Below are 9,626 nucleotides of genomic sequence, written 5' to 3'. Positions count from 1 at the left end.
ATGCGGTCGCGGATGGTGCCGTAGTCACCCTCGAACTCGTCCCAGGGGATGTCCGCCTTGCCGCTCTTGCCTCACAGGCAAATTTCTTGCCTCACAGGCAAAACGCCTATCGGTTGGCCACCGCCTGCTTGACCAGGGTCTTCCCGAAATCCCAGACCAGCCCGCCGTTGTGTGCGTCGTCCATCACGGCCGTGAAGGCGTCGACGAACCGGTCCACCTCCCGCTCGCCGATGATCAGCGGCGGGATCAGCTTGATCACCTCCATGTGGTCGCCGGAGACCTGGGTGAGGATCCGGTGCCGCTGCAGCAGCGGCACGACGACCATCTGCGCGAACAGCCCCTTGCGAGCGGCCTGGAGCATGGCCCAGCGGCTGCGCAGCTTCAGCGACCTGGGGCGTCCGAACTCGATGCCGATCATCAGGCCCCGGCCGCGGACCTCGGCGAGCATCTCGTACTGGTCGGTGAGCGCGGCCAGCCGGGACCTGAGCCGCTCCCCGGTGGCCCGGACGTTCGCGACGATCTGCTCGTTCTCCATCACCGACAGCACCGCGAGGCCCGCCGCCATGGCCTGTGCATTGGATCCGAAGCTCGCCGAGTGGACGAGGACGCGGTCCATGGACGAGTAGACCTTCTTGAAGATCCAGTCCTTGCCGATCGTGGCACCGACCGGCACATAGCCGCCGGACAGCGCCTTGGCCACGCACACCAGGTCGGGTTCTACGCCGTCCTCGTGCTGGTAGGCGTAGAAGTCGCCGGTCCGGCCGAGGCCGGTCTGCACCTCGTCGGCGATGAGCAGCGCCTTGTGCCGGTGCAGCAGGTCCTGGGCGGCCCGCAGCCAGCCGGGCGGGCCCGTGAGGACGCCCTTGCCCTGGATCGGCTCGACGATCAGCGCGGCGACGTCGCCCTTCTTCAGCTCCCTCGCCAGGGCGTCGAGGTCGCCGAGCGGGACGGCCGTGTCGGGCAGCAGCGGGGCGAAGCCGTCGCGGAAGCCGGACTCGCCGTTCACGGAGAGGGAGCCGGTGGTCAGGCCGTGGAAGGCGTGCGCGCAGTACAGGATCCTGGGCCTGCCGGTGACGAACCGGGCGAACTTCAGGGCGCCCTCGACGGCTTCGGTGCCGCTGTTGCCGAAGAACACCCGGTCCAGGTGAGGGCTGTGTGCGAGGAGCTTCTCCGCCAGCAGGCCCGGCAGCGGCGGGCAGTCGAAGCGGGTGAGATCGGCGAGCTGCGCGTCCAGGACGTCGTGCACCGCCTTGCGCACCACGGGGTGGTGGCGGCCGAGGCCCATCACCCCGAACCCGGCGAGCATGTCCAGGTAGTCGTTGCCGTCCGCGTCCCAGAAGTAGGCGCCCTCGGCGCGCTCGTAGACCTTGTCGAAGCCGATGGTGTGCAGCATGCGCGGGAGCTGGTGGTTGAGGTACCGGGTGTGCAGCTCGTAGCGCTCGGCCCCGCGCTCGGCCAGCAGCTTGCCGAGGTCGAACTCCCCGGCCTGCGACGACTCCGACGCGGACTCGGCGGTTGTCATTCCTGTGGCTCCTTGGACAGCTCTTCCTTGACGGCCAGGCTCGCGCCGATCCGTCCGGCGACCTCGACAGGTGTCAGGCCGATGTCGGCGAGCACCTCACCGCGCTTGGCGTGTGCGAGGAACTGCTCGGGGATGCCGAACCGCCGTACCGGCACGTCGACGTCGGCGTCGCCCAGGGCCAGCGCCACGGCCGAACCGACCCCGGCCGCACGGCTGTTGTCCTCGACGACGGCGACCAGGCGGTGCTCGGCGGCGAGGCCCGGGAGTGCCGGGTCGACGGGCTTGACCCAGCGGGGGTCGACGACGGTGCAGCCGATGCCGCGCGCTTCGAGCAGCTCGGCTGCCTGGAGGCAGACCGGCGCCATCACACCGACGGCCACGAGGAGAGCCTGCGGCCGGGGGGAACGGTGCAGCACGTCCAGTCCGCCCACCCGGTCCACGGCCGGGATCGACGGGCCGACGGACTCCTTAGGGAACCGCAGCAGCGTCGGCGCGTCGTCCACGGCGACCGCCTCGCGCAACTGGGCCCGCAGCTGGTCGGCGTCCCGTGGCGCGGCGATCCTGAGGCCGGGCACCACCTGGAGGACGGACATGTCCCACATGCCGTTGTGGGAGGCCCCGTCGACACCGGTGACCCCGGCCCGGTCCAGGACGAAGGTCACCCCGCAGCGGTGCAGGGCCACGTCCATGAGCAGCTGGTCGAAGGCGCGGTTGAGGAAGGTGGCGTAGACGGCGACGACCGGGTGCAGTCCGCCGGTCGCCAGGCCGGCCGCGGACACGGCCGCGTGCTGCTCGGCGATGCCGACGTCCCAGACCCGGTCCGGGAACCGTTCGGCGAACCCGCCCAGGCCAACGGGATGCAGCATGGCGGCGGTGATCGCCACGACGTCCTCGCGCTCCTCGCCGATCCTGACGATCTCCTCGCCGAACACCGAGGTCCAGGAGGGGCCGCCCGCCGGGGAGAGCGGTGCGCAGGTCAGCGGGTCCATCACGCCGACGGTGTGGAAGTGGTCCTCCTCGTGGGCGAGGGCGGGCTCGTAGCCGCGGCCCTTCTCCGTGAGGCAGTGCACGAGCACCGGCCCGTGGAAGCGTTTCGCGCGCCGCAGCGCGGACTCCACGGCCCCGGTGTCGTGCCCGTCGATCGGCCCCACGTACTTCAGGCCCAGGTCCTCGAAGAGGCCCTGCGGGGCGAAGGCGTCCTTGAAACCCTTCTTGGCGCCGTGCAGGGCCTCGTAGAGGGTGTTGCCGACCAGGGGCGTGCCCTGGAGCATGTCCTTGCCCCAGGCCAGGACCCGCTCGTAGCCGTCGGTCGTGCGCAGCGTGGCGAGGTGGTTGGCGAGGCCGCCGATGGTGGGGGCGTAGGAGCGTTCGTTGTCGTTGACGACGATGATCAGCGGGCGGTTCTTGGCGGCCGCGATGTTGTTCAGGGCCTCCCAGGCCATGCCGCCGGTGAGGGCCCCGTCGCCGATGACCGCGACGACATGGCCCTTCTCGCCCTGCACCTGGCGGGCCTTGGCGAGCCCGTCGGCCCAGCCGAGGGCGGTGGAGGCGTGGCTGTTCTCGATGACGTCGTGCTCGGACTCCTCGCGCGAGGGGTAGCCGGACAGGCCGCCCTTGCCGCGCAGCTTGGAGAAGTCCTGGCGGCCGGTCAGCAGTTTGTGGACGTAGCTCTGGTGGCCGGTGTCCCACAGGATGCGGTCGACCGGCGACTCGAAGACCCGGTGCAGGGCGATGGTCAGCTCCACCACGCCCAGGTTGGGTCCCAGATGGCCGCCGGTCCTGGCGACCGCGTGCACCAGGAACTCCCGGATCTCCTCCGACAGTTCCCCCAGTTCCGCATCGGACAGCGCCTTCAGGTCGCGTGGTCCCCGGATGCTCTCCAGAATCGTCACGCTCGGGCCCCCTTCGAATTCCGTGCTGCTCAGCTCACGGTGACGGCCGGCTCCCCCGACCCCACGCCGTCCTGCTCCATCTGCTCGGCGATCTTCATCGCCTCTTCGATCAGCGTCTCGACGATCTTGGACTCGGGGACGGTCTTGATGACCTCGCCCTTGACGAAGATCTGCCCCTTGCCGTTGCCGGAGGCGACCCCCAGATCGGCCTCCCGTGCCTCGCCGGGCCCGTTGACCACACACCCCATGACGGCGACCCGCAGCGGCACCTCCATGCCGTCGAGCCCGGCCGTGACCTCCTCGGCCAGCTTGTAGACGTCGACCTGGGCCCGCCCGCAGGACGGGCACGACACGATCTCCAGCCGGCGCTCCTTGAGCCCGAGGGACTGGAGGATCTGGATGCCGACCTTGACCTCCTCGGCCGGCGGCGCGGACAGCGACACCCGGATCGTGTCGCCGATGCCCCGCGACAGCAGCGCCCCGAACGCCACCGCCGACTTGATCGTGCCCTGGAAGGCAGGCCCGGCCTCCGTCACGCCCAGGTGCAGCGGATAGTCGCAGCTCTCGGCCAGCTGCCGGTACGCCTCGATCATGACGACCGGGTCGTTGTGCTTGACGGAGATCTTGATGTCCCGGAAGCCGTGCTCCTCGAACAGGGACGCCTCCCACAGGGCGCTCTCCACGAGTGCCTCGGGGGTGGCCCTGCCGTACTTCTGGAGGAGGCGCCGGTCCAGCGACCCGGCGTTGACGCCGATGCGGATCGGCGTGCCGTGGTCCTTCGCCGCCTGGGCGATCTCCTTGATCCGGTCGTCGAACTGCTTGATGTTGCCCGGGTTGACGCGGACGGCCGCGCAGCCCGCCTCGATGGCCGCGAACACGTACTTCGGCTGGAAGTGGATGTCCGCAATCACAGGGATCTGCGACTTGCGGGCGATGGTCGCCAGGGCGTCGGCGTCGTCCTGCGTGGGGCAGGCGACCCGGACGATCTGGCAGCCCGACGCGGTCAGCTCCGCGATCTGCTGCAAGGTGGCGCCGACGTCCGACGTACGGGTCGTCGTCATCGACTGCACCGACACCGGGGCCCCTCCCCCGACCGCCACCGGACCGACCTGGATCCGGCGCGAGGCGCGCCGCTCGGCGATCGGACGGAGCGGCACCTCGGGGACGCCCAGCTCAACGGCGGTCATGGCCTCACTCCCGGTTCCCGGAGACCGTCTCGCGCAGTGCGCGCAGGGACTCCTTCAGCGATCCCATGGTGGCGAGGACGGCGGTGGGCTCGTAACCGCAGTGCGCCATGCAGTTGGCGCAGCGCGGGTCCTTGCCGCGGCCGTACTTGTCCCAGTCGGTGTCCTCCACCAGCTCCCGGTACGTCGGCACGTATCCGTCGCTCATCAGGTAGCAGGGGCGCTGCCAGCCGAAGAGCGAGTAGTTCGGGATCGCCCACGCCGTGCACGGGAAGTCGACCTTGCCCTCCAGGAAGTCCAGGAAGAGCGGGGAGTGGTTGAGCCGCCAGCGCCGCCGGTTGCCGCCGGAGAAGGCCTTCTTGAACAGCTCGCGGGTCTGCTCCACGCCGAGGAAGTGCTCCTGGTCGGGCGCCTTCTCGTAGGCGTAGGCGGGCGAGATCATCATCTCGTCGACCCGGAGGTCGTCGTTGAGGAAGTTCAGCACCTCGATGATGGTCTGCGGGGTGTCGGTGTTGAAGAAGGTCGAGTTGGTCGTGACCCGGAAGCCGCGCCGCTTGGCCTCCTTGATCGCCTCCACGGCCTCGTCGAACACGCCCTCCTTGGCGACCGACTCGTCGTGCCGCTCGCGCAGGCCGTCGATGTGCACCGCGAAGGCGAAGTAGGGCGACGGCGTGAACTTGTCCATCTTCTTGCGCAGCAGCATCGCGTTGGTGCAGAGGAAGACGTACTTGCGTTTGGCCACCAGCTGGCGGACGATCTCGTCGATCTGGGGGTGCATCAGCGGCTCGCCGCCGGCGATGGACACCATCGGGGCGCCGGACTCCATGACCGCCCCCACTGCCTGGGCTACCGGCATCCGCTGCTTGAGCACCCCGGCCGGATGCTGGATCTTGCCGCACCCCTCGCACTTGAGGTTGCAGGCGAACAGCGGCTCCAGCTCGACGATCAGCGGGAACTTGTCCCGTCGGCGGATCTTCTGTTCAGCCAAGTATGTAGCGACCTTGATGGACTGTCGGAGCGGCATGGCCATCTGGCTCACCTCCTGGGGAGCAGCAAGGAACGGTGCCATTCGAAGAAAGCGGGAAGGACGGAACGAAGAACACGGAAAGCTGATATTCCACCGCGTACCGTGCCGATCCGGACGAGTTCATGTTCAGGAGCGTCCACGACCACCCGGACGGCCGCAACCGGGCGCTCCCCCGCACGCACGGCGCTCAGGAGCGTGACGGCGGACTCCATGTCGACCGCGATCGCGCCGGTCGCGCGCAGCGCGCCCCGTTCGGAGCCCCGCACGACGTGGTCGGAGCAGGTCAGCGGCCCGGTGTGCACCGTGCGCCCGGGCAGCGCACGGGCCAGCTCCTTGACCAGCAGCTCGGTCCCGGCGCAGGGGGTCGTGCCACGCGGGTCGCGGGTCTCCTCGGCGACAACGAGATCACCGGGGTGCATGCCCGGCGCGAGGCCGGCGCAGAAGCCGGTGGCCAGGACGGCGGCGTCGCGCAGGGCCGGGTCGGCCAGCATGCGGGTGACGGCCCGCTCGGCGGCGGCCGGCCCCATGCCCGTCCGCAGCACCGTGACCGGCCCTCCGGCCCCGCCCCGGCCGCCCGCGCGCAGGGCGAACTGCTCGATGCCGAGCGCGCAGGCGATCAGCAGCGGGAGCGGGGCGGGCTGTGCGCTCATCAGCTCCCCTTGGCCTCGGTGAGCGGCTTGCCGGTCCCGCTCCGCCGGAGTTCCTCGGCCTTGCCGCCCACCCGGCGTTCCTCGGCCCTCCCGGTCCCCCGCGGCTTGTCGGCGAAGGGTTCGCCGTGCAGATAGCGGCCGAGCGCGGTGAGCGGGAACACCTGCCGGTAGAGGTGGTAGTTGATCGAGAAGTCCCACGGGAAGCCCGTCCCCGTGAAGTACGGCTCGTCCCAGGAGCCGTCCGCCCGCTGGGTCGCCGCGAGCCACTCGATGCCGCGTTCGACGGCCTTGGAGTCCCGCTCCCCCGCCGCGAGCAGGGCCATCAGCGCCCACGCCGTCTGCGAGGCGGTCGAGGCGCCCCGGCCGCTCCATTGCCTGACGTGCTTGTAGGAGCGCAGGTCCTCGCCCCAGCCGCCGTCGTCGTTCTGGACCGACTCCAGCCAGGCCACGGCCCGCCGGATCGCCGGGTGCGCGGTGGGGATGCCGGCGGCGGTCAGGGCGGGCACGACGGACCCGGTGCCGTAGACGTAGTTGACGCCCCAGCGCCCGAACCACGAACCGTCCGGTTCCTGCTCGGCCAGCAGCCACTCGATGCCGCGGCGGGTGCGCGGGTCGTGGGCGAGTCCCTCCACCGCGAGCATCTCGACGACATGCGCGGTGACGTCGGCGGAAGGCGGGTCGATGACCTCGCCGAAGTCGCAGAACGGCAGCCGGTTCGGGAAGGGGCTGGTGTTGTCGACGTCGAAGGCGGCCCATGCGCCGTTCCTCGACTGCATGCCGAGAGTCCAGCGCATGCCGCGCACGGCGGCCCGGTCGAGCCGCTCCGGGTCGGGATGGGCGATCCGGCGCAGCGCCAGGATCACCTCGGCGGTGTCGTCGATGTCGGGGTAGTTGTCGTTGTGGAACTCGAACGCCCAGCCCCCGGGCGGCAGTCCGGGCCGCTTCACGGACCAGTCACCGGGCCGGACGATCTCCTCGCCCAGCATCCAGTCGGCCGCCTTCACCAACTGCGGGTGATCGGCGGGCACTCCGGCGTCCACGAGGGCGATCGCGGCCAGACAGGTGTCCCACACCGGCGACTGGCAGGCCTCGATCATCCGGGCGCCGTCCTCGCGCCACACGGCGAACCGGTCCAGGGACGCCAGCCCCTCGCGCATCACGGGGTGTTCGAGGTCGTAGCCGAGCAGGTGCAGGGCGATGATCGAGTACACGGCGGGGGGCTGGATGCCGCCCCAGCAGCCGTCGTTCTCCTGCCGCTCGATGATCCAGCGGGCGGCGCTGTTCAGGGCTGCTCTGCGCAGTCTGCGCGGGGCGACCTTCCGCAGGGCGTGCAGGCCCTTGTCCATCCGCTGGAAGGCCCCGTCCCAACTGAACGGCGACGCGAGGGGCCTCGGCGGATTGGGCCGGTCCGGGTCGGTGTGCAGCTCGTCGAGCGGGAAGGGGGCGGGGCGTACCGGCCGCTTCGCGGAGACGATCGTCAGCGGGACGATGGTCTGCCGCGCCCAGCAGCCGAAGTCGTAGATGTTGAGCGGCACCCACTTCGGGAAGAAGACGAGCTCGGGCGGGAGTTCGGGCAGGTCCTCCCACTTCCACCAGCCGAACAGGGCCAGCCAGATCCGGGTGAAGACCCGGGCTGCGGCGATGCCGCCCTGGGCGCGGACCCATGCGGAGGCCTTGGCCATGTGCGGGGCGTCGGGGGCGTCACCGGCCAGCCGGAGGGCGACGTACGCCTCGATGGTGGCGGACAGTTCGCTCGGTCCGCCGTAGAAGGTGGCCCAGGTGCCGTCCTCGCCCTGTTCGCCGCGGATGAAGAGCGCGGCGGCCTGTGTGGTCTTCTCGTCGCGGATGCCGAGGAACTGACGGAGCAGCAGGTCCTCGGCGTCCATCGTGACGTTGGTTTCGAGGTCTCCCTTCCACCAGCCCTCGGCGTCCTGGAGGGAGAGCAGGAAGTCGGTGGCACGCCGGGCGGCGCGTGCGGCGGCTTCCGGTACCCCGGCCGCCCCGGGGGTGTCGGTGTCGGTGTCGCTGGCCGCGGCGGCGCGGGGTGGCAGGGCCCCGGTGCTTCCGTCGGTCGTCGCTGTCATGGCTTCCCCTTCGTGCAGTGGTGCAGGTGTGCAGCTGCTGTGGGTCCGCCGTCGGCCGGTGCTCCGTGATGACTCACGGCACCGGCCGGCGACTACGCGAGGGCTATTCGGCCGATATTGATCATCTCTTCCGTACGACGACGAAGTCCGCGAGGGCCGTGAACTGCTCCCGCACCCGGTCGGGCATGTCGACGGCGTCGAGGGCTTGGATGGCGATGGTGTGCTGGCGGCGTGCCTCGTCGGCGGTCCACTCGCGGCCGCCGGCCTCTTCGATGAGGGCGGCGCGGGCCGCGAACTCCTCCTCGGAGAAGTTCTCGAAGTCGCTGGACCTGGCGTCGGCGGCGAGGATCTCGCCGAGCCGCTCGGAGGCCGGACCGCCCGCCGCGAGGGCGGCCACGACCGGCAGGGACTTCTTGCGCTGGCGCAGGTCGCTCCAGGTCTGCTTGCCGGTGGAGACCGGGTCGCCCCAGATGCCGAGCAGGTCGTCGACGGCCTGGAAGGCGAGGCCCAGGTGGTAGCCGTACTTCTCGAGGGTGTCGGCGGTGCGGTCGTCGGCGCCGCCGAGAACCGCGCCGATGGAGCTGGCGCAGGCGAGCAGGGCGCCGGTCTTGTTGCCCTCCATCTCCAGGCACTCCTCGACGCTGACGCGGTCACGGTGCTCGTAGGAGATGTCCTGGGCCTGGCCGTCGATCAGGGCGCGGGTGGCGGTGGTCAGGCGGCGGGTGGCGCGGCCGGCCTCGACGGTGCCGAGTTCGAGGAGCACCTCGTTGGCGAGGGCGAACAGGGCGTCGCCGACCAGGATGGCCTGGGCGGGGCCGTGCACCTTCCAGACCGTGTCGCGGTGACGGCGCTGCTCGTCGCCGTCCATGAGGTCGTCGTGGAGGAGGGAGAAGTTGTGGACGAGCTCCACGGCGACGGCGCCGGGGATGCCGGTCTCGGGGGCGGCCGACATGACCTCGGCGGACAGCACCGCGAGGGCGGGGCGCACAGCCTTGCCGCCGTCCCCCTCCGCGGGCCTGCCCTGGGCGTCGATCCAGCCGAAGTGGTAGGCGGCAACAGTGTCCATGGGAGGTGCCAGGCGGTCGACGGCCGCCCGCAGTACCGGTGTGGCCAGGGTCCGGCCGCGCTCCAGCAGCGCGGTCACGTCCACCGCCTCGGCAGTCTTCGAGGCCGGGGGCACAGTGGGCACAGTCTCTCCTCTTGTCGCGGTACCGGGGGTGCGGGGGCCGCCTGCCGCGCCGGCCTGAGCCGGCATCATGCCGCCTCC

Annotated in this window: 7 protein-coding genes; all 7 read right to left on the bottom strand. The window is 70.8% G+C overall.

Going from position 1 to position 9,626, the window contains the following annotated elements; all coding sequences use genetic code 11:
- Nucleotides 1-106 precede the first annotated feature (106 nt).
- Entirely contained in the window at nucleotides 107-1,522 is a 1,416-nt protein-coding gene (locus tag ABZ281_RS23010; RefSeq protein ID WP_356658203.1) for an aspartate aminotransferase family protein, read from the bottom strand.
- Nucleotides 1,519-3,414, bottom strand: a complete 1,896-nt coding sequence (gene dxs, locus ABZ281_RS23005; RefSeq protein WP_356658201.1) for a 1-deoxy-D-xylulose-5-phosphate synthase — start codon at nucleotides 3,412-3,414, stop codon at nucleotides 1,519-1,521. The genes ABZ281_RS23010 and dxs overlap by 4 nt, the downstream gene beginning before the upstream one ends.
- 29 nt (nucleotides 3,415-3,443) lie before the next feature.
- Nucleotides 3,444-4,601 (bottom strand): flavodoxin-dependent (E)-4-hydroxy-3-methylbut-2-enyl-diphosphate synthase, encoded by a 1,158-nt coding sequence (gene ispG, locus ABZ281_RS23000; protein ID WP_356658199.1) that lies wholly within the window; start codon nucleotides 4,599-4,601, stop codon nucleotides 3,444-3,446.
- A gap of 4 nt (nucleotides 4,602-4,605) precedes the next feature.
- Nucleotides 4,606-5,628, bottom strand: a complete 1,023-nt coding sequence (hpnH, locus tag ABZ281_RS22995; protein WP_356658197.1) for an adenosyl-hopene transferase HpnH — start codon at nucleotides 5,626-5,628, stop codon at nucleotides 4,606-4,608.
- Between the two features lie 5 nt (nucleotides 5,629-5,633).
- Nucleotides 5,634-6,275: a 1-hydroxy-2-methyl-2-butenyl 4-diphosphate reductase gene (locus tag ABZ281_RS22990; RefSeq protein WP_356658195.1), complete on the bottom strand. Its 642-nt coding sequence runs from the start codon at nucleotides 6,273-6,275 to the stop codon at nucleotides 5,634-5,636.
- Nucleotides 6,275-8,359 (bottom strand): squalene--hopene cyclase, encoded by a 2,085-nt coding sequence (shc, locus tag ABZ281_RS22985; RefSeq protein ID WP_356658193.1) that lies wholly within the window; start codon nucleotides 8,357-8,359, stop codon nucleotides 6,275-6,277. Before shc ends, ABZ281_RS22990 begins: the two co-directional genes overlap by 1 nt.
- A gap of 121 nt (nucleotides 8,360-8,480) precedes the next feature.
- On the bottom strand, nucleotides 8,481-9,548 hold the full coding sequence (locus ABZ281_RS22980; protein WP_356658191.1) for a polyprenyl synthetase family protein: 1,068 nt from the start codon (nucleotides 9,546-9,548) through the stop codon (nucleotides 8,481-8,483).
- Nucleotides 9,549-9,626 lie beyond the last annotated feature (78 nt).

It is taken from the genome of Streptomyces sp. NPDC006265, from assembly GCF_040613555.1.
Lineage (GTDB): Bacteria > Actinomycetota > Actinomycetes > Streptomycetales > Streptomycetaceae > Streptomyces.
This window is presented reverse-complemented; position numbering and strand designations above follow the sequence as displayed.